We start from the raw sequence: 19700 nt of genomic DNA on the forward strand, positions 1-19700 counted from the left end.
ACCCGCCACATAGGCAAGGGAGTGAGCACATGGAGGGGCAACCAACCGCGCACGCCGGCGCGAGTGTCCTGGATCGCCGCGGCCTCGACCAACTGATCGAGGCGCTCCGCGCCCGCGGATATCGCGTCGTCGGTCCCACCGTCGAGGATTCGGCCATCGTTCTCGCCGAACTCGATTCCGGTGCGCAGCTGCCGTCCGGCTGGGGTGTGACGACCGGGCCCGGGACGTATCGGCTGCGTCGGCGAGACGACGCCGCAGTCTTCGGTCACTCGGCGGGCCCGCAGTCGTGGAAACGATTCCTCCATCCGCCCCGGCAGCAGCAGTGGTCCGTCGACCGGGAGGGTACCTTCGTCGCACCGGCCCACGACGAGCGCCCCTACGCCTTCGTGGGGATCCGCGGCTGCGATCTCGCGGCCATATCCGTCCTGCGCCGGGTACTGTGCCCGGACCCCGACTCCGACAGCACCACTGCCCTCAGGTTCCGGAAACTGTTCATCGTGGCCGCCCACTGCACCGAACCGGGAGGTGTCTGTTTCTGCGCCTCGATGGGCACCGGACCCGCGGCCGGACCAGGGTACGATCTGGCGCTGACCGAGCGCATCGACGAGCACGGCCACCGTTTCGTCGTCGAGGTCGGCACCGAATCCGGTGCCGACGTCCTCGCCGACGTCGCCCACCGTGCCGCCGCGACCGCGGAGGCCGACGACGCCCGGCAGGCCGTGAGCACCGCAACCGGCCGCATGGGACGGGCGATGCCCGACGTGGATCTTCGCGCACTGCTCCGCGACGCGCGCGGAGCCGACGTTTGGGAGGACGTTGCAAGCCGGTGTTTGACCTGCGGAAACTGCACAATGGTGTGCCCTACCTGTTTCTGTACCACCAGTGAGGACGTCACCGATCTGACGGGGGAGCACGCCGAGCGGTGGCAGCATTGGTCGTCGTGCTTCGAACCCGACTTCAGCTACGTGCACGGCGGGAACGTCCGGACGTCGGGGGAGAGCCGATACCGGCAGTGGATGTCCCACAAGCTCGGAACGTGGTTCGACCAGTTCGGCAGCTCCGGGTGCGTGGGATGCGGACGGTGCATCGACTGGTGCCCCGTCGGGATCGACATCAGCGCAGAGGCCGCGCGGCTGGTGCAGGTCATGCCTGCCTACCGGCCGGAGGACGACCGGGAGCAACGGTGAACGCCGACGAATCGACGCTGCCACCAGTCCTCGGCCGACTCGACCATCAACACCGGCTTCGGCTCGCGGAACTCAGCACCCCGGTTCGATTCGCCGCGGGGGAGTTCGTCTTCCGCGAGAACGAACCGGCGACCCGGTGCTGGCTGCTCGGTACCGGAAGTGTCGTCCTCACCACGCTGGTACCCGGCCGCGGCACCGTCGCACTCGAAACCCTGCACGGCGGTGACGTTCTCGGCTGGTCGTGGCTCGGCGCCCGGCAGGTGTGGCAGTTCGATGCCCAGGCCACGACGACCACCGATGCCGCGGAGGTGGACGTCGCCGCGCTCGAGCAGATGGCGCTCAGCCGCCCCGACTTCGGATATGCCGTCACCCGCGCGTTGTCCGGGGTGCTGATCGCCCGGCTGCAGTCCACCCGCGCGCGACTCCTCGATCTCTACGCGAATCGCGGCGACCGGTGACTGCACTGCCGGACGACCGCATGCTTCCGACCGGATACCGGGTCGTGTCCCGTTCGGTGGAGACCCGCGACTCGGTCACCGTGACCCTCGCCCCGGCCGCCCCACCCGCGATGCCGCTCGCGCAGTTCACCCCCGGCCAATTCATGATGTTGTACGCCCACGGGGTCGGCGAGGTCGCGATCTCGGTCTCGGGCGACCCGTCCGCCACGGACGGAACCCTCGTCCACACGATCCGCAACGTCGGAGCGGTGAGCCGGGCACTCCACGACGCCCCGCTCGGCACGATCATCGGTGTGCGCGGCCCCTTCGGGCGGGGCTGGACCATGCCCACCGGCCCGGACCGAGACCTCGTGATCGTTGCCGGGGGAGTGGGATTGGCGCCGCTGCGGCCGGTGGTGCTCGCCGCGCTGGCCGCGCGGGACAAGTTCCGCCGGCTCGTTCTCGTCGTCGGCGCCCGCACCCCAGCGGACATCCTCTACCGTGCCGAACTCGGGGCCTGGCAGGCCCGCACGGACCTCACCGTGGAAGTGACGATCGACCAGCCGATCGCGGGATGGACGGGAGGCGTCGGCTTCGTCACCGAATCCCTGCACCGGGTGGACCTCGACCCCGGACGCACCACCGCGCTGCTGTGCGGACCGGAGCCGATGATGCGGTTCTGCGCCCGGGCACTGACCGACCGCCGGGTGCGTCCGGACGACATTCAGGTGTCCGTGGAACGGAACATGCAATGCGGCATCGGGGCCTGCGGACACTGCCAGCTCGGCGAACTGCTGCTGTGCCGAGACGGTCCCGTCGTCGACTACGCCACCGCCGAACCACTTCTACGGGTACCGGAGCTGTGATGAGCGCACCACCGACCACCAAACCCAAACTCGCCGTGTGGAAGTTCGCCTCCTGCGACGGCTGTCAGCTCACCCTCCTCGACTGCGAGGACGAGCTGCTCGCCCTGTCGGAGGCCGTGGAAATCTCCCATTTCCTCGAGCTGTCGGACACGATCACCGCTGGCCCATACGATCTGTCGCTGGTCGAAGGGTCGATCACCACGGCCGCCGACCGGGACCGCATCCGCGCGGTGCGGGAGCAGTCCCGGTTCCTCGTCACGATCGGGGCCTGCGCGACGGCCGGCGGCATCCAAGCGTTACGCAACTTCGCCGACATCGACGAGTTCCTGTCGGTGGTCTACGCGAGGCCCGAGTACATCGACACCCTCGCCACCTCGACCGCGATCTCGGCGCACGTCCCCGTCGACTTCGAGCTGCGCGGTTGCCCGATCGACCGGCGTCAACTCCTCGAGGTCATCACCGCATACCTCGCCGGCCGGCGGCCCAACATCCCCGACACCAGCGTGTGCACCGAATGCAAGCGGCGCGGTCTGACGTGTGTGATGGTCGCCGACGGAACACCCTGCCTCGGCCCGGTGACCCACTCCGGTTGCGGCGCGCTGTGCCCGTCGGTCTCCCGCGGATGCTACGGCTGCTTCGGCCCCACCACCGACCCGAATCTCGCCGCGATGCGGGGTTGGCTGCGCACATGCGGAATGAGCGAGGACGCCATGGGCCGCGTCTTCGCCACATTCAACGTGGCGGCATACGGATCGGAAGGGAAGGTCCATGGCACCCCGCAATAGAGAACTGATGGTGCGCGCCCTCGCCAGGGTCGAGGGTGAGGGCCGCGTCGACGTGACCGTGCGGGAGGGGAGAGCAGAACACGTCACACTCGACATCTACGAGCCGCCCCGCTTCTTCGAATCCTTCCTCCGTGACCGCCACTTTCTCGAACCCCCGGACATCACCTCGCGAATCTGCGGTATCTGCCCGGTGGCCTATCAGGTGAGCGCGTGCAACGCCATCGAGCAGGCATGCGGACTCGAGCTCGACGACAACGTGAGGGATCTGCGGCGACTGCTGTACTGCGGCGAGTGGATTGCCAGTCACGTGCTGCACATCTACTTCCTGCACGCACCCGACTTTCTGGGGCTCCCGGATTCGATTGCCCTCGCCCGGCACGATCGGGAGGCCGTCGAGCGGGGCCTGTCGTTGAAGAAGGCCGGAAACGCGATCCTCGACGCGATCGGTGGCAGGCCGATCCACCCGGTCAACGTCCGTATCGGCGGATTCCACCGGGCGCCGACCGCAGCCGAACTGATACCCCTGTCCGACCAACTGCGCACGGCACTCGATCACGCGGTGGCAACCGTCCGATGGGTGTCGTCGTTCGACTTCCCCGACATCGAACTCGACCACGACCTCCTCGCACTGCACGACGACTCCCGCTACGCCATCGAGGACGGCGAGATCCGGTCGTCGACCGGATTACGTTGCACCGCCGACGAATTCCCGAAGCATGTGGTAGAGCACCAGGTGCCGCACTCGACCGCACTGCACGCCGAGCTCGACGGCCGCCGATACCTCACCGGACCGCTGGCTCGGTACTCGCTCAATTCGTCCCGGCTCGGCGGAGTGGCCGCCCGGACCGCCGCCGACGCCGGGCTGGGCGCGCAGTGCCGGAACCCGTACCGCAGCATCGTCGTCCGCGCCGTCGAGGTGGTCTACGCCGTCGAGGAAGCATTGCGCATCATCGACCGATACGAGCGGCCTCCGCAGCCGTTCACCGCCGGGTCACCGATACGTATGGTCGGACACGGAGTCAGCGAGGCACCCCGCGGACTGCTGTATCACCGTTACGAAGTCGATCCCGCCGGGCTGATCCGCGCCGCCACCATCGTTCCGCCGACGTCGCAGAACCAGGCCGCCATCGAACACGACCTACGGCGCGCGGTGGACGGAAACCTCATGCTGGCCGACGACGAACTGACGACGCTGTGCGAACGAACCATCCGCAACTACGATCCGTGCATCTCGTGCGCCACCCACTTTCTGACGCTCACGGTCGACCGCCGATGACGGTCGTGGTGATCGGGCTGGGAAACGAACTCCGCCGCGACGACGGGATCGGTCCGGCGGTCGCGCGACAGGTCGCGGACCGCGTCGCCCCGGACGTGCGCGTGTCCGTGTCCGACGGGGACCCGGCCGCTCTGCTCGACGCGTGGGCCGGTGCGCAGCTGGCCGTCCTGGTCGACGCCGTCGTCTGCGAACCGTCGCGACCCGGCACCGTGCACCGGTTCACACCGGACGAACTCGCCGGGGTTCGGGCGGGCACGTTCAGCACCCACGGGATCTCCCTCGGCGACATCATTCAACTCGGCACCGTGCTCGATCGGCTGCCGCACCGAATGGTCGTCCTCGCCGTCGAGGTCGCCGACCTGGCTGCCGGCGGCGGGCTGTCACCCGCGGTCGGCCGCGCCGTCGAGACGGCGGTGGCGGCGGTACTGTCGGTGCTCGGTGAGCCGCTCGCGGAAATGTCGTGACCGTGTCTGCGGGTTACCGAAGCGTCAACGAGTGGAGTGGCGGCGGCCGATCGAGAACACCGACTCGACGGGGCGCCGGGGAGTCTGACGTGGCGGAGACTTCTTCTCAGTCGTGCCCACCCGGATCAGGGCCTGCGGGAAGCCGCGGTCGGGAACCAGTTCGCGGATCATCTCCCGGCTCTGCCGTAGTTCGGTCATGTGCGTCAGCGGGCACGTCGCGAGACCGCCGACGGTGGCCTCCAACAGCACCGCGGACAAGGCCTCACCGGCCCGGAGCCACGCTTCACGACCGTCGGTATCGGTGCTCAACACGAGAACCGTCGAGCGGTCGATCCCCGGGCTCGCGTCGTTGTCGCGGCCGGCGGGGAAATGGCGTCCGATGTCGACGCGGTCACGATTCTCCGCGGTCGCGAGGGAATCCGCCGGTATCCCACCCTGCGGAATAGAATGACCCGCCCACCAGTGAAGCTCGGCCTGGTACGCAGAATCGTATTTTCGTGCGGCCGCGGTCAACTCCGTCGCCTTCGCCAGGGTCGGACGAGCGTCCTGTGCCAGCAGGGTCAGGTGGACGTCCACGCGACGCGTCACGTCGGTCAATGCCGGGGGCAGCGGGGTCTTCATGCTGACCGGACCGAAGGGCCTGCGGTCGGAATACCGGTGCCGGATCGCGGCAAGCAAGTCGAAGTCGTGCGACTGAGGCCGGGCGTCGTGGCGGAACCGAATCGTCGCCAGATGCCCCGAGTGAGGCCCCTCCGGGACGCGCCGGATGTCCACCGACCATTTGAGCCCGGTCAATGCCGTTTCGAGATGATTCAGCGCCGCACCACAACTGACGACCAGCTGCCGGCCCGACGGGTCTGTCGAGGCCAGAAGCCGACCGCGTTCGGTGTAAAGGTCGAGCTGACCGTCGGCGTACGTCCACTGCCACGGCTGACTGTTGTGCACCGACGGTGCCCGGCAGGCGAGGTCCACGGCAATGCGCACGACGTTCTCGTCGGGAATGGTGCTGTCCACGATCGCCTCCTCGGTAGATCGCACTCCGCCCTCACCCAGGTCGGGCAGTCGGTGCGTCCACCTCAGTGTTCGCCTTTCCGTGGCCCGAGGTTAGGGCCAATGGTCACTGGCGCGACACTCGGCGACGATTCGGGCCGGAAGACCCTACTGACGGCACTCACCCCGATGCAAACCTGAAAAGATGTCCGACACTATCGCCATTTGCACGGTGGGACTGAGCAAGCGGTTCGGTTCGGTACTCGCTCTGGACGCGGTGGACTTGAATGTCGTCGAAGGCGAAGTCTTCGGCTACCTCGGCCCCAACGGTGCCGGAAAGTCGACCACGCTCCGCTTACTCACGGGCTTGCTGCGTCCCACTGCGGGGTCGGCCCGTGTGCTCGGCCTCGATGCATGGTCGGCGGCACCCGCGGTTCATCGTCGGATCGGCTACGTCCCCGGCGAATTGGCTCTCTACGACCGCCTGACCGGACGGCAGCACATCACGTTCTTCGGACACCTGCGTGGCGACCCTGTCGACAAAGCCGCGACCGTGTTCGCCGATCGACTCGATCTCGATCTCGATCGCACCGCCCGGACGATGTCGAAGGGAAACCGCCAGAAGCTCGCGCTGGTTCTCGCCCTGATGTCCGGCCCGCAACTGCTGATTCTCGACGAACCGACCGGCGGACTGGATCCGCTCGTGCAACACGAGTTTCACGCGATCATCCGGGAGCACACCGCATCCGGCGGAACGGTCCTGTTGTCGTCCCACGTACTCGGCGAAGTGCAGCAGGTAGCCGACCGCGTCGGTGTGCTGCGGGAGGGTCGCCTCATCGCCGTCGAGAGTCTTCACGAACTACGCCAGAAGTCGCTGCACCATATCACCGCCGAATGTTCGACCCCGATCCAGGAATCGGACTTCCGCGACGTGGCCGGTATCCGCGGCCTCACCGTTGCGGGCACATCGCTGACGTGCAGTGCGCCTCAGTCCGCGCTGGACGCCTTGATCCGCCGGATCTCGCACTACGGCATCGTCGACTTCGAGTGCGCCGAGGCCGACCTCGAGGAGACCTTCATGGCGTTCTACGAGATTCGAGACCGACATGCTGCGTAGCGTTCTGACCAAGACGTTGTACGACCAACGCCGGGCGTTCCCCGCATGGGTCGTCGGGATCGCGCTGCTGGTGGCTATGTACGTGGTGATCTGGCCGAGTGTTCGCGACCAGCCGGCGATGAATCAATTCCTCGACCAGATGCCGGAGGCATTCCGTGCCCTGTTCGCAATGTCCGGTGCCGACATGTCCACCCCGGTCGGATACATCCAGATCGAACTGCTGTCGTTCATGGGACCACTGCTGCTTCTGATCTATGCCGTCGGAACGGGTGCGGCGGCGGTCGCCGGAGAGGAGGATCGGGGAACGCTCGATCAGCTGCTCGCCACGCCCCTGAGCCGCGGACGGATCTTTGCGGAGAAGTTCGGTGCGCTCACCGCGGGCACTGTGGCGCTGTCGGCGGTCATGGGTCTCGCTCTGCTCGGGGAGGGGATACTCGCCGACATGGATCTGCCGGTGGGAAACGTTGCCGCGGCAATGGTGCATCTGGCACTTCTGGCGCTGGTCTTCGGTGCACTCGCCTTCGCGATCGGAGCCGCCACCGGCCACCCCGCACCCAGTCGTTCGGTTCCGGCCGTGATCGCGATACTGGCGTATGTGCTCAACGGTCTCGGACCGGTGGTGTCGTGGTTGGCTCCCTGGCAACGATATTCACCGTTCTATCAGTACGCCGGCCATGATCCGTTGCGCCACGGGTTCTCGCTCGCAGCAGCATCCGTATCCGCACTCACGATTGCAGTGTTGCTCGGAGTCGCGCTCGTCGGTTTCGCTCATCGCGACGTGGTGAGATAGCCGTGACCGATGCCAGGACACGGTCTCTCGCCCCGGTCGTCGTCGGAGTCGACGGCTCGGTGGCAGCGAGAGGCGCGGCGCGCTGGGCCGCCGCGGTCGCGGACAAGCAGGGAGCAACCGTGCACCTGATTCACGTGCTGCCCCCACCCCCGGTCTTCTACACGGAACCCCGGCCACTTCCGTCGGAAGACGAGGACCGCATCGCCGGGGAACGGTTCCTGGCCGATGCGGTACGCAACATCAGGAGCGACCGGCACACCGTCGCCGTGGAGTGTTCGCTACCTACCGGGTCGACGGCGGCGGACGTCCTGTTGCCGTTGGCGGATTCGGCGTCGATGGTGGTGATCGGGTCGACGGCACGGGGACCCGTGGAGGGGTATCTGAACGCCACAGCGCTGCGCCTCGCCCATCGCTCCCGGTGCCCGGTCGTGGTGTGGCGGGGAGCCGAAGAGCACACGACCCCCGACCGTCGCGCGGTTGTCGTCGGTGTGGACGGCAGCCGGTGCAGTGTCGCCGCGGTGGCCGACGCCGCCGACTTCGCCGGGCGATTCGCCGCGCCGCTGGTGGCCGTCCACTCGTGGAAGTCGCGTGTGCCGCCCGACGCCGAGAACGCACCGGATGGGGCCGCGGCCCGCCCACGGGAGCGGGCAGTTCTGGCGGAGAGCCTCGCGGGACTGGCCGATCGATACCCCGACCTCGCCGTGCGAGAGATCGTCGAGTCCGGTGGAGCTGGCGAAGTCTTGCTCCGCTGGTGTGTGGACGCTCAGCTTCTCGTCGTCGGAAACCATGGGCACGGCGCACTCGGCCGTGCGGTCCTCGGGTCGACGAGTCAGGACGTGCTGCACCGGGCTCGGTGCCCGGTCATGATCAGCAAAGTTCAGCGTGACACCGGCACAGTCCCTGATCAGGCCGTGGAGTTCGGCGACCGTGGACATCGCTGACTTCCACGCCCACGGCTACACCCAGATGTGCCGGCCAGATGGTGCAACCCTGCTCCGGGCGGTGTCGATGACCTACGGCCCTAGAGTCGTCGAGCCGTGAGCACAACACTCGAATCCAGGACAACGCAGGAGACCCGATGACCGGCGGAGCACCCACCACACCCATGGACACGCCGTGAACACGCGCGCGGTCCCCACGGTCCCCGACCGACGTACCGTCGAATCAGCTGTCGCGCTGGCGTGCCGCGCGCCGTCACTGCACAACAGCCAACCGTGGCGTTGGGTGATGGGCACTGCCCTGCGGCTGTACAGCGACCCCGACCGGCTGCTGCCCGCCACCGATGGCTTCGGACGCCAAATGGTGATCTCCTGTGGTGCGGCCTTGAATCACCTCGAGTACGCCTTCACGGCCAATCATTGGCGTCTTGTGATCGAACGGCTGCCGCATTCTTCCGACCGGCAACTTCTGTCGACGATAAACTTCATCCCGGCTCCGGCACCGACAGATTTCGTCGCCCGAATGGCGGTGGCGATCGGACGGAGGCGAACCGAACGACTGCCCATGGACCCGCCGCCCGCGTGGGCGGACACACTCGAGCAGTTGGTGCGAATCACCGCAGGTACAGGCGTCGAACTCGAAGACCTGGGCGAGCGAAGCCGCCCCGCACTCGAGGAAGCATCACGCCGAATGACCGGTCTACGGCACGACGACCCCACCTACCAAGCCGAACTCCGGTGGTGGTCGGGGCGCGGGCTGTTCCCCGACGGTGTGCCGGAGCAGGCTCGCCCGTCCGACCGGCAACAGCACTCGGTGCACCTCTCCCGCGAGTTTCCACCCGGCCGCGCGAGCACACCCGACGGCGGCCCATCGGAAGATCGAGCCGCGATCCTCCTGCTCTCCACGTCCGCGGATTCGCGACTCGATTGGTTACGGAGCGGCGAAGTGCTCTCCGCCGTCCTGCTCGCATGCACCGACCGCGGACTCGATACCTGCCCCGTCACCCATCTGACCGAACGCGCCGTGACGCGGACACTGCTTCGAGAGCTGTCTTCCGGGGAGGGAATGCCGCAGGTTCTGATCAGGGTGGGAGCGGGCACCGGCGTGGGGGAACCCTCGACCACACCCAGACGCCCGTTGTCGGAAGTTCTGGTGCGAGAGCGGCCGGCTCCGGGCCACCTGCCGGGGGAGTAGGGCATGCCGACTCACCCGCTCGTCAACGGGAAGTGATGAGGAGGTCACCATGGTCGATCCGGCGATCGTTGTGGGAGTGGACGGATCCGGGCCGGCGCTGGATGCGGTGCGGTGGGCCGCACGTGAGGCGACAGAGCGCAGGGCGCCGCTACTGTTGTTGTCCTGCATCACCTACCGCGGTACGGAAGATGGGCCTCGACTCGCCGAAACGCTCCACGCCCGAGCCGAGCGGAACGTTGCCAAGGCACGCGAGACCGCCCGAGCCGGGTCCGCAGACGCGGACCTCGACATTCGGGCGGAGGTGTCACATCAGAACGCCCCGGGATCACTCGTCGACCGATCCGCCGGCGCAGAAATGGTCGTCCTCGGCAGGCGCGGACTCGGGGAGTTCACCGACGGGCTGATCGGCTCCGTGACTTCGGCCGTGGTGCGTCATGCCCAGTGCCCGGTCGCAGTGATCGACGGTTGGTCGAGAGTCGCGGACGGCACGGGACCCGTCGTCGTCGGCATCGACGGATCTCCGAGCAGTGCACGGGCCGTCGGACTGGCGTTCGAGGAGTGTTCCCTCCACAACGCGGAACTGATCGCGCTGCACGCGTGGTCCGACCAGGACCTGTCGATACTTCCGGTCGGTGTGGAGCAAACCGCGGAGCGGTCGGTGCTGGACGCCGCGGTCGCCGAATGGTGTGAACGGTTCCCCGACGTCTCGGTGCGCCGAACTCTCGTTCGCGACCGTCCCGTCCGCCATCTCCTCGAGATGGCCGACGAGGCCCAGATGATCGTCGTCGGCAGCCGCGGGCGGGGCGGCTTCCCCGGGATGACTCTCGGCTCGACCAGCGCAGCGCTGGTACACATCACTCCGTGTCCCCTCCTGATAGCCGGACCGATCCGACCAGGGCGATGACCTTGGGCCCTACATCGGCACCTGCTCCGGCGCGACACTCGAAGGAGCAATCGCAGGAGGTCGTCATGATCGGGGAACAGACACTGGTAGCGCGGATGTGGCGATTGGGGCCGTGGAGCGGGAACCGACTGATGCGGGGAAGTTGTCGCCTCGAATCCTCGGTCTTCCTCCTCGTCGTCGCAGTGGTGCTGAGCTTGGTCCCCCTCGCCGCCGCCTTCGGAACCGCGACCCGCACCCGCCTCGACGACCAATCCCGCGCCGACCGCGCAACTCGGCAGCAGATCGCGGCAGTGCTCCTCGAGGACGCAAATGTCAACCTGGCGGATACCACCCCGGCGACGGGTGCCACCGGCCAGGCGCTGGCCCGGTGGGCGGTTGCCGGTACCACACACACCGGTCTGGTACAGACCGCGCCGGAAGCGAAAACGGGACAAACGATCAGCATCTGGATCGACCCGGCCGGAAAGATCGTGTCCGCGCCGAAGACAGGCACCGAGAACGCGTTCGAGGCCGTGGGCGCCGCACTCGCGTTGTGGACCATGGGTACGACGATCTGCCTCACGATGATGATCGGAATTCGCTGGGCAGGAACGAGATACCGGATGTCACAGTGGGACCGCGAGTGGCGAAACCTCGGAAAGGCACCAGGGTGGCCGGTCAGCTGACGCCCGCTCACGGTGAACACAGGCAAACGACGACGATTTCCGAATGGTGAGGCCGGAGCCAGTGGACGACAACTTGAGCTTCCTCGACGCGGGTTTCCTCGAGACGGAGGACTCCGACCCACACGCCAGCCTGACGATCGGCGCTCTCGCCATCATGGAGGGTCCGGTTCCCGGGCAAGACGAATTTCGGGACACGGTCGCCGCACGTTTCGCGACACTCCCGCACACCCGAGACAGGGTTCACACGGTCCCACTCGACTTCAGCGCACCCTCGTGGTCACCGGATCCGCATTTCGACCTCGGTCATCACCTGCGGAGGGTCGCCCTCCCGGAACCGGGGGAGGAGGAGGCCCTGTTCGGTTTCGTCGCCCGGGTCATGGCGCACCGACTCGACCGAGACCGCCCCTTGTGGGAATGCTGGGTCGTCGAAAGCCTCACCGGCGACCGCTGGGCCATACTGACCAAGATTCACCACTGCATGGCGGACGGGATCACCGGAACGAAACTGTTCGAGGCAATGTGCGACGAAGTCGTGGCCGAAGCGTCGGGAACCACAGAGGCCGACACCGACACCGACGCCGTGCCGGCACGAACCGCCGGCACACGCCTCGCGAGCGTCGAGGGCCTGATCCGCTCGACGATCGAGTTCCTGTCCCCGATGCGGCAACTGCGGCTCGTCTCGGCGGCTCTGGCTGTTCCGCGCAGGCTGACAGCCGCCGGTATCGGCGTCGCAACCGGCCTCACCCACCTGCTGTCCGAGATGCTGACCTCCTCTACGGACACATCACTGATCGGACCGATCGGGCGCCAGCGCCGCTACTGCGCCGCACGAGTCCGGATGCATGACGTCCGCGAAATCTGCGCCACGTACCGGGTCACCGTCAACGACGTCGCACTCGCCGCGATCACCACAGGACTGCGGCAGCTGCTCCTGAAACGGGGCGAGCACCCCGACCCGCACACGGTCCGCACACTCGTTCCCGTGTCCGTCCGCTCCGCAACCGAGGAACATTCGATCCACAATCAGGTCTCGCTCATGCTGCCTTTCCTGCCGGTCGACATCGACGACCCGGTCGCGCAGTTGGTCGCCGTCCACGACCGGCTCACGACGCACAAGGCGAGCAAGGAAGCAGAAGGCGGCAAGGCGTTCACCGCGGTCGCCCAGTACGGGCCGTTCATGCCGATGGCCTGGGCAGTTCGGCTCGCCACCCGGTTCCCTCAGCACAGTGTTGTCGCCGTCGCAACCAACGTCCCCGGACCGAAGGCCACACGACACGTGATGGGCCGCACGATCCTGGAGATCTTCCCGTACGTGCCGATCGCGCTGCGACTACGGATCGGGATCGCGATCCTCAGCTACAGCGACCATCTCGCCTTCGGTCTCACCGGGGACTACGACACCACACCCGACCTCACCGACCTCACCGACGCGATCGAACGCGGTGTCCTGACACTCCTCGCCGCCTCGCGCGCGGCTGCCGCAGCCTCCGAATGATGTCCGACGACCGTCACGAGCAACTCGGCTCGGGCGACCTGATCACGCTCGTCTCGGACGTCGGACCGGTACCCATGAACGTCGGCGCGATACTTTTCGTTGCCGGTGAAGGTGACGTGGATGCGGCGACCGTCGAGGCCACGTTCACACGACGGCTCACCAGCATTCGGCGCCTGCAACAGCGCCTGGCCACGCCACGGCGGGGCCTGGGGCGGCCGTACTGGGTCGACGACTCCGATTTCGACGTCCACGCCCATGTGTCCCGAGTACGGTGCCCGTGCCCGGGCGAGCGTGACGCTGCGCTGGCAATCGCGGTGGACGCGGTGACCCGGCCGCTGCCCCGGTCACGACCATTGTGGCGGGCGGTTGTCGTCACCGGTCTCACGGGCGGTCACATCGGTCTGGTGCTGGTGCTGCATCACGTCGTGGCCGACGGGATCGGTGGCCTCGCAGTGCTCGCGCGTGTCGTGGACGGCGCGGACGCGGCTGGGCCGGCCGACAATACCGCGGCACCGCCTCGGGGCCGGTTCGTCGACTGCGTTGCCGACCGTACCCGGACGCTGCGCCGACTTCCGCGCACGGTGTCTCGTATACGAGATGGTTGGGCCGAACTCGGTCGTGGTCGCCTCGGATGGGCGCCGCGGTGTTCCCTCAACGTTCCCACCGGTTCCCGTCGCACGGTAACGACGGTCGACGTCGGCCTCGACCGTGTCCGGGCAGCGGGGCGGAGGTCGGGGGCCACCGTCAACGATGTTCTGTTGGTCGCCGTCACCGGCGCTTTGGCCACACTCCTGCATGAGCGGAAGGAGTTTCCCCAGGAATTGGTGGTGTCGGTCCCCGTCTCGGCCCGGAGTACGACAACCAGCGGGTATCTGGGGAACCAGGTCGGCGTGATGCCCGTCCGCGTACCGCTGGAAGGAAGCGTCGAGGAAAGGCTCGCCGCTGTTTCGCGCATCACCCGCGCCCGGAAGATGCGGACCCGAGGCACATCCTCGGCACTGATCGGACCACTCTTCCGGATTCTGGCCGCGGTGCGGTTGTTTCGCCGGTTCGTCGATCGTCAGCGACTCGTCAACTCGTTCCTGACCAACCTCCCGGGCCCCGCTGGACGACTCGTCATCGCCGGTGCACCGATCACGGACATCACCCCGATTACCGTCACCGCGGGGAACGTCGGCGTCGCGTTCGCGGCACTGTCCTATGCGGGCACCCTGACCGTGACGATCGTCGTCGATCCCGATGTGGTCCCCGAGATCCGCGAGCTCGCGGCGTATCTGCGCGAACAATTCCGGGCCGCGATCGAGTGACAGCAGGGCCGCAACTCAGCGAGACTCTGCCTCGTCACGGATCAGGCGCAGGATCGGCCCGCCCATCGCCGTGACGAACGGACCCACAACCGTCCAATACCTGCGGAACATCCGCCGCGCCGTGTCGTCGGTGCCGTGTACGCGGACCTCGGTGAGCAGGACAGACGTGTGAGCGTCGTACGGGAGAACTGTGAAACCCCACGCGCCGACGCCATATCCGGGAAGGGCGAAGCGGCCGAACTCGGCCGGGGACCACTCGACGCGGCCGTAGCCCCGCTCCCACCAGCGCCCGATGAACCCGAGAACCATTGCGTGACCGGGCTTCTCCGCGAGGAGGTGGAACCCGCCGTCGGGTTCGAGCAACCGGTCGAATCGGAATTCGGACCGACTCCGCTGGATAGGTGCGCCGCCCCGACGCGGGCGGACGGTGTCGATCGCAATTCGGGCCCGGTTCGGCAACGCGACCACCGGCGACCGGAAGAAGTCGACGCGGCGAATGGCGGCGAAGGTTGCGGGCGCCGACGCACGTACGGCCTGCGTACGCAGGATGCGTTGTTCGTACCTCGGCAGCTGCGCTTCGATCAGGGTCGATCCGGGGCCGGGGCTGTGCACGACACATCTCTCCTGAGCACCGTCTAGCGAACGATCAGGAGTGGGCAGACGACCGAATGCATCAACGCCCTGCTGGTCGACCCCAGAAGCATGCTGGAAAACCCGCCCCGTCCCCGGCTCCCCACCACGAGAAGCTGCGCGTTCTCGGCCTGCTCACGCAGGTGCCGGGTGGGGCGATCCCTGACAACGAGGGTGCGTACCTTCACATCCGGATAGTTCTCCGCACGACCGGCGAGATTCTCGGACAACAGGGCCGTTTCGTTGGCCGCATCCCGCAGCCACTCTGCTTCGCTGCCTCCGTCCGGGGAGAGCTGCAGAACGATGTCGGACCATGCGTGAACGGCAACGAGCTCCGATTGCCGCAGACCTGCTTCCTCGAAGGCCGTCGAGATGGCCGGTTCACTGTGCTGTGATCCGTCGACACCGACGACAATCGGTCCGGGGATGTCGTTGATATCGCGATCAGGTTCACCGCGAATCACGGCGACCGGGCATGAGGCGTGGGTGGCAACCGCCGAACTGACCGATCCCAGGACGGCACGGTCGACGATTCCCCGTCTATTCGCACCGACGACGAGCATCGAGGCATCCGCCGAGCGGTCGAGAAGTTCACCTGCCGGCGTGCCGGTGCAGACGGTGGTGTCGATCTCGATGTCGTGTCCGGGCACTGCGGCACGGGCGGTCTGCGCCGCCCGTTCCAACCTCTCCTTACCGTCGCGCTCCTCGTCCTGGAAGAAGCTGGCGGGCACACCAATCGGGACGCCGTATCTCCCGGGAACGAACATCGTCGTGATCAGCGAGAGGGGCGAGCTGCGGAGCGCGGCTTCTCGGGCCGCCCACGAAACCGCCTGCAACGACGATGGTGAGCCGTCGATCCCCACAACGATCGGGCGATGGTCGGACATGGTGCACTCCTGCCGGGTTGCTGGTGCCGAATTTCTGCCTCGACCTTCATCGTTGCCGCCCCCGAATGACACCCGTAGGGGAGAAGGTCACCAACCCGAGGTCGGCACCCGGCCCGATTGACTCCGTGACCGCGGCATCCCGCCCGGGTGACCAACGGCTCTGTCGCCGCGGACCTGCAGTGACGACACTGAGACGAGGCGCCCGATCGTGTTTCTCGCGATCCGGTGTCACGCACTTCGGCCTGGGGAAGGTATGTGACCATGAGCGACGGCAACACCGGCGCCGCGGGCGGCGGAGCGATCTACGCGCTGGGCATCTTCGGAGCCTGGGTGTGGTTCTGGCAGCAGGCGGACGCATTCTGGGAGTATGTTCTCGCGATCATCCAAGGGTTGTTCTGGCCGGCGTGGATGGTCTACGACGTTTTCAAGGTCCTTGCAGGGTAGGCGCTTTCGGTGCCCCGCCTCCTCGCTGCAGGTTCGGGCAGGGGGATTTAACTGACGAGCGCCGTGACGGCCGCGAAATAGATCATGATCGACAGCAGGTCCTGAACGACAGTCGCAAGTGGACCGGAGCCGAATGCCGGATCCTTGCCGAGCCGCTGCAGGAGCCACGGCAGCACCATGGCGACGATGGTGGCGATCGCACTCGCGGCGAGAACCGCCACGGCCACCGCGAGCGCAAGCATCGTGTCATCGGTCATGAGACTGACGACAGGGAGCATCACGGCTCCGAGGAGAGCACCCACCGACAGACCGGTGAGCGCCTCGCGCCCCACGATACGTCGAATTCCCACCCCGACTGACAATCCACGGATCGCCAGGGTCTCGGTCTGCGTTCCGACTGCGTCTGCGAGATACACGATTCCGGGGATGAAGTAGGCAACGGCCACATTCGCTTCGAGAGTGACTTCGAATGCCGCCATGAACACGGCCGAGACCATGGCACCCAGCAATCCGACGAGGAGCCAGGGAACACGGTGCCACAGCCTGCGCCGTACGTTCTCCACGCTCGTTTCGCGCGTGGTCTCGACCGAATGGAGGAAGCCTCCGAGGCGCGAGAGGTCCTCCTCGTGTTCCTGGAGCAGTACCGCGAGAAGTTGTTGTGGTGCGACGAGACCACGGAACCGACCGTCGTCATCGACCACCGCCAGCCCCGGCTCCCCGTGCTGGACCGCCTGCCACGCGGCCCGTTCCTGGTGAGTATCGGGTCGGACCGTCGGCGGATTCGGATCCATGACATCGCGCAGAACCTCACGGTCCGCGGCGCCGAACATACGTTCTATCGTCGCGACGCCCACGAGCCGGCCTCCGTCCAATACGGCGACGACCGAAGCGCAGTCGTACCGTTTTGTGGCCATGTCGCTCAGTACGGCCGTCACGGAGTCGCCCGGGGCGCCGGTCGGAAACCGCGTGCAGGCATGCCAGAGCGCAGTCCGGGGTTCAGGCTCATCGTCGAAGACCAGCGATTCAGACACCGGCACACCCTTTCCGAACGTGTTGTGGAGTGCTTCGATCCTGGCACGGGTGATACCGAAGCCGGCCACGTTCCGAGTGGACCGGGCGCACCCTCATTACGTCACAGTGACGTAATGAGGGTGCATGGGTCGGAGGGAGGGGAGACCCGAAACCGAACATTCATTCGGAAAAGCGGGCCACTCGACGACACCGCCGAATTGGCCTTAGCGGTCCGGGGCCGCACATCCGGCGGCGTGAATATTATTCAGCGCGCCGACGGGTGCATCAGCCGCGACGGTTCGACGTCGACGCGCCGAGTCGAATACGTGGCGAATGAGCGCCGGACGGGCCCGAGGGCCAGGTCGACGCAGAACTGGCTGCGGGTATACAGGCAGGCCAAATCCAGGCCTCTGACCTGCGGCGATAGAATGCCACTTTTTGCCGATAATCGACATTATGTCAACTAATCGACCGCAGGGCCTGCCCCCTCCGCCGCGCCACCGGCGATCTCCACGCCCGGACGACGGGTCGGCAGCATCGTCGCGTCGAGCTCCGGGCGACAGCCGCGCACCTTTCGGTAGACGCACCCGTTCTCGGCCTCGAGAACGGGTGCGGGAACCGAGAACGGGTGCGCCCGTCCCTGAACGCTGAGGAATCCGGTACGAAGGCGTGGAAGCCGCCCTGGCCACGGCGGCCCGGAACGGCACAGCGCCCGACTCGCCGGGCCGGACGTTCGGGTCGCATCCCGACACTTCTCCCCGTGCCGATTCTCCGAAATTGGCCGACAAGCATTGCGCGACAACGGCTTTTGTGATGGTCACAGCGTTGACGGCGCCAGTGACGGAGTCTTCCCTACACCGTCACTGGCGCCGAAAGGTCACCATAACAGATAATCGAATGTATGTTCGATGAGTTCGCGGGACTCGGCGCCTCCGCGCTGTCAGCGCGCGAACCCGGGCCGGAGAGCATATACTTCCGGTCCCCCGCCGGCACACATCACGGAGCGGAGTGCACCATGACCATCACGATCTACAGCAAGCCGGCCTGCGTGCAATGCACCGCCACCTACCGCGCCCTGGACAACGAGGGGCTCGACTACACGATCGTCGACATCACCCGAGACCCTGACGCCCATGACTACGTGCTGGGTCTCGGCTACCTGCAGGCCCCTGTCATCGTGGTGGGTGACGACCATTGGGCGGGTTTCCGGCCCGATCGCATCAGGGCCCTCGCGGCAGCCTGACGGGTACCGGTCTCGGCCCCTGGATGACGGCAGCGTCGACCGTTGAGGGGGAGCGGAACTGCTTGGCGATGGATGTGATCAGGTGCGTCGGTCGGATGTTGTCTTTGCCGGTGGTTGGCGTGTCGTTGTCCTGGCGCTGTTCGCGCGTCCTGTTGTGGGGGGCGGGCGGGGTGTTGTCGGCGTCGGAGGAGGTCGGTGGCCGGCACGAGTTTTCGGACTCGATGTCGGGTATCAGTTGCTAAGATTTGGTGCGCCAATGGTATTCGCGCGATCGGCAATGGGGAGATGGCAGATCACCGCACCGCCATCGTGCACCCGGCGAAGTCAATCAGGGATGGGTGGGACGGTCGGCTTCGCCGATGCGTATGCCATGGCAACGCCTGCGCTGTCTGCTCGCTGATCGGTGAGCATGTCCACGCCGCTCCTCTGTTGTGTAAGCGGGTGCACAGGCTTGCCGCTGATTGGTCTCCTCCTCGGAAGGAAGATCTCGGTACGGGGGCCTGTGTGACGCGATAGTGCGTCGGTGGTCGCGGGGACGAGCATGTGGTGCTGGGAGAGTTCGTCGGGGTTGTTGATCTTCGTGGAGAACCAGGACGGCAGTGTGGCCAGGACCTCGGTGAGGGTGAGGTGGTTGGTTCGGGCGAGCCGAGGTAGGTAGGAGCTCAGCGTTTGCCCTGTGATCGGTGCGACCGGCCGTGGCAGCACGACCGTGTGCTCGCCCGGACTGCCCGAGCGGGCGCGGGGGAGCCGGCTGTGCGGCGGGTTGCCGGAATTGTTGCATCTCGCGGTTGAAGGTCGCTTTGCTGGCTTGGAATCCGAGTTCTTTCAACTCTTTGAACAGGGCGTGGGGTCGTAGCTGTGGGTCGTAGCTGTGGGTCGTCGGTGAGGTGCTGGCGGCTGTAGTCGGCCAGGCATCGGTGAGCAGGCGGGTGCGTGCGGTTCGGACTCCGGGTCTCTTGTGTCCGGTCAGGGAGGAGCGGTTCGTCGTCGGGCTGTAGCCGAGCTGCCCCGGCGATGGCGTTCACCGACCATCCGGCCTTGCCCAGGGCCGGTATCAGCTCGGCTCGAT

The 19700-nt window shown here is 66.9% G+C and carries 20 protein-coding genes; 16 read left to right on the forward strand and 4 right to left on the reverse strand.

The features are described from left to right. Positions 1-29: 29 nt before the first annotated feature. From JVH1_RS37445 to JVH1_RS37470, 6 genes are read left to right on the forward strand one after another with little or no spacing between them, the layout of a single operon-like run. Positions 30-1187, forward strand: coding sequence for a 4Fe-4S dicluster domain-containing protein (locus JVH1_RS37445; RefSeq protein WP_009472538.1), 1158 nt, complete (start codon positions 30-32; stop codon positions 1185-1187). Further along, positions 1184-1645, forward strand: a complete 462-nt coding sequence (locus JVH1_RS37450) for a cyclic nucleotide-binding domain-containing protein (protein ID WP_009472537.1) — start codon at positions 1184-1186, stop codon at positions 1643-1645. Before JVH1_RS37445 ends, JVH1_RS37450 begins: the two co-directional genes overlap by 4 nt. Further along, complete coding sequence (locus JVH1_RS37455) at positions 1642-2490, forward strand: FAD/NAD(P)-binding protein (protein WP_009472536.1); 849 nt, start codon at positions 1642-1644, stop codon at positions 2488-2490. The genes JVH1_RS37450 and JVH1_RS37455 overlap by 4 nt, the downstream gene beginning before the upstream one ends. Beyond that, positions 2490-3275 (forward strand): oxidoreductase, encoded by a 786-nt coding sequence (locus JVH1_RS37460; protein WP_009472535.1) that lies wholly within the window; start codon positions 2490-2492, stop codon positions 3273-3275. Before JVH1_RS37455 ends, JVH1_RS37460 begins: the two co-directional genes overlap by 1 nt. Continuing rightward, positions 3259-4551, forward strand: coding sequence for a Ni/Fe hydrogenase subunit alpha (locus tag JVH1_RS37465; protein WP_009472534.1), 1293 nt, complete (start codon positions 3259-3261; stop codon positions 4549-4551). Before JVH1_RS37460 ends, JVH1_RS37465 begins: the two co-directional genes overlap by 17 nt. After that, a complete protein-coding gene (locus JVH1_RS37470; protein WP_009472533.1) occupies positions 4548-5015 on the forward strand; it encodes a hydrogenase maturation protease in 468 nt (155 codons plus the stop codon). Before JVH1_RS37465 ends, JVH1_RS37470 begins: the two co-directional genes overlap by 4 nt. Before the next feature lie 24 nt (positions 5016-5039). Here JVH1_RS37470 and JVH1_RS37475 read toward each other — a convergent pair whose 3' ends face one another. Beyond that, entirely contained in the window at positions 5040-6053 is a 1014-nt protein-coding gene (locus tag JVH1_RS37475; RefSeq protein WP_043777299.1) for a hypothetical protein, read from the reverse strand. A gap of 157 nt (positions 6054-6210) precedes the next feature. Between JVH1_RS37475 and JVH1_RS37480 the strand changes: the two genes are divergently transcribed. From JVH1_RS37480 to JVH1_RS37515, 8 genes are all read left to right on the forward strand, one after another. Then, positions 6211-7122: an ABC transporter ATP-binding protein gene (locus JVH1_RS37480; protein ID WP_009472531.1), complete on the forward strand. Its 912-nt coding sequence runs from the start codon at positions 6211-6213 to the stop codon at positions 7120-7122. Then, positions 7112-7912 carry an ABC transporter permease subunit gene (locus JVH1_RS37485; protein WP_009472530.1) on the forward strand — a complete coding sequence of 267 codons (801 nt, stop codon included), beginning with the start codon at positions 7112-7114 and terminating at the stop codon, positions 7910-7912. Before JVH1_RS37480 ends, JVH1_RS37485 begins: the two co-directional genes overlap by 11 nt. A gap of 2 nt (positions 7913-7914) precedes the next feature. Next, a complete protein-coding gene (locus JVH1_RS37490; protein ID WP_009472529.1) occupies positions 7915-8853 on the forward strand; it encodes a universal stress protein in 939 nt (312 codons plus the stop codon). Positions 8854-9028: 175 nt separating this feature from the next. Then, positions 9029-10045 (forward strand): nitroreductase family protein, encoded by a 1017-nt coding sequence (locus JVH1_RS37495; RefSeq protein ID WP_043777297.1) that lies wholly within the window; start codon positions 9029-9031, stop codon positions 10043-10045. A 49-nt stretch (positions 10046-10094) separates the two neighbouring features. Continuing rightward, a complete protein-coding gene (locus tag JVH1_RS37500; protein ID WP_009472526.1) occupies positions 10095-10949 on the forward strand; it encodes a universal stress protein in 855 nt (284 codons plus the stop codon). Between the two features lie 65 nt (positions 10950-11014). Then, positions 11015-11614 carry a hypothetical protein gene (locus JVH1_RS37505; RefSeq protein ID WP_009472525.1) on the forward strand — a complete coding sequence of 200 codons (600 nt, stop codon included), beginning with the start codon at positions 11015-11017 and terminating at the stop codon, positions 11612-11614. A 61-nt stretch (positions 11615-11675) separates the two neighbouring features. Beyond that, entirely contained in the window at positions 11676-13109 is a 1434-nt protein-coding gene (locus JVH1_RS37510) for a wax ester/triacylglycerol synthase family O-acyltransferase (RefSeq protein WP_009472524.1), read from the forward strand. Beyond that, positions 13106-14416, forward strand: a complete 1311-nt coding sequence (locus tag JVH1_RS37515; RefSeq protein WP_043777295.1) for a wax ester/triacylglycerol synthase domain-containing protein — start codon at positions 13106-13108, stop codon at positions 14414-14416. Before JVH1_RS37510 ends, JVH1_RS37515 begins: the two co-directional genes overlap by 4 nt. Positions 14417-14431: 15 nt before the next feature. Here the strand turns inward: JVH1_RS37515 and JVH1_RS37520 are convergent, their stop codons facing one another. Together JVH1_RS37520 and JVH1_RS37525 are read right to left on the reverse strand one after the other, a co-directional pair. After that, positions 14432-15028 carry a hypothetical protein gene (locus JVH1_RS37520; RefSeq protein ID WP_009472522.1) on the reverse strand — a complete coding sequence of 199 codons (597 nt, stop codon included), beginning with the start codon at positions 15026-15028 and terminating at the stop codon, positions 14432-14434. A 23-nt stretch (positions 15029-15051) separates the two neighbouring features. Next, positions 15052-15933 carry a universal stress protein gene (locus JVH1_RS37525; protein ID WP_009472521.1) on the reverse strand — a complete coding sequence of 294 codons (882 nt, stop codon included), beginning with the start codon at positions 15931-15933 and terminating at the stop codon, positions 15052-15054. A 261-nt stretch (positions 15934-16194) separates the two neighbouring features. Here JVH1_RS37525 and JVH1_RS37530 point away from each other — a divergent pair, with 261 nt between their 5' ends. Beyond that, the gene (locus JVH1_RS37530; RefSeq protein ID WP_005257869.1) at positions 16195-16377 is read left to right on the forward strand and encodes a hypothetical protein; all 183 of its coding nucleotides are present in this window, start codon (positions 16195-16197) and stop codon (positions 16375-16377) included. A 47-nt stretch (positions 16378-16424) separates the two neighbouring features. On the opposite strand, the gene JVH1_RS37535 is transcribed toward JVH1_RS37530, so the two are convergent. Beyond that, positions 16425-17291, reverse strand: coding sequence for a magnesium transporter (locus tag JVH1_RS37535; protein WP_371113080.1), 867 nt, complete (start codon positions 17289-17291; stop codon positions 16425-16427). Positions 17292-18403: 1112 nt separating this feature from the next. On the opposite strand from JVH1_RS37535, the gene nrdH reads away from it, so the two are divergent. Continuing rightward, complete coding sequence (nrdH, locus tag JVH1_RS37540) at positions 18404-18631, forward strand: glutaredoxin-like protein NrdH (protein WP_009472518.1); 228 nt, start codon at positions 18404-18406, stop codon at positions 18629-18631. Positions 18632-19700 lie beyond the last annotated feature (1069 nt).

It is taken from the genome of Rhodococcus sp. JVH1, from assembly GCF_000280725.2.
Classification (GTDB): Bacteria; Actinomycetota; Actinomycetes; order Mycobacteriales; family Mycobacteriaceae; genus Rhodococcus_F; species Rhodococcus_F jostii_A.